1 protein-coding gene is annotated in these 271 nt (G+C 59.0%); it reads right to left on the bottom strand.

The features are described 5' to 3' along the window. Positions 1 to 271 (bottom strand): transglycosylase SLT domain-containing protein (locus HMPREF2886_RS31935; protein WP_139148438.1); only part of this gene is annotated, 271 nt, incomplete at both ends.

Genomic DNA, 271 nt, shown 5'->3' with positions numbered 1-271 from the left:
TGGCCGACGCCGTAGCGGGCCAAGTAGCCGTTCAAAAAACCCTTGTTGAAATCGCCCGTGTTGTAGGCGGACAGGGCCGCCCGGAGTGCGGCCTGTTCGTTCGGATATTTCGGCAGCGCGTTGCTGTAGAACGCGGTCAGAACTCGCGCACCGGCTGCGAGGTTCTTGCAAGTGTCGAACATATCTTCGACGGTGTAGCCGAGCGATTTAAGGTTGGTACTGTTGACCTGCATGTAGCCCATATCGACGGAGTGCCCCGCGTCGATGGCCA

The organism is Pseudomonas sp. HMSC066A08 (assembly GCF_001813025.1).
GTDB classification, from domain to species: Bacteria; Pseudomonadota; Gammaproteobacteria; order Pseudomonadales; family Pseudomonadaceae; genus Pseudomonas; species Pseudomonas aeruginosa.
This window is presented reverse-complemented; position numbering and strand designations above follow the sequence as displayed.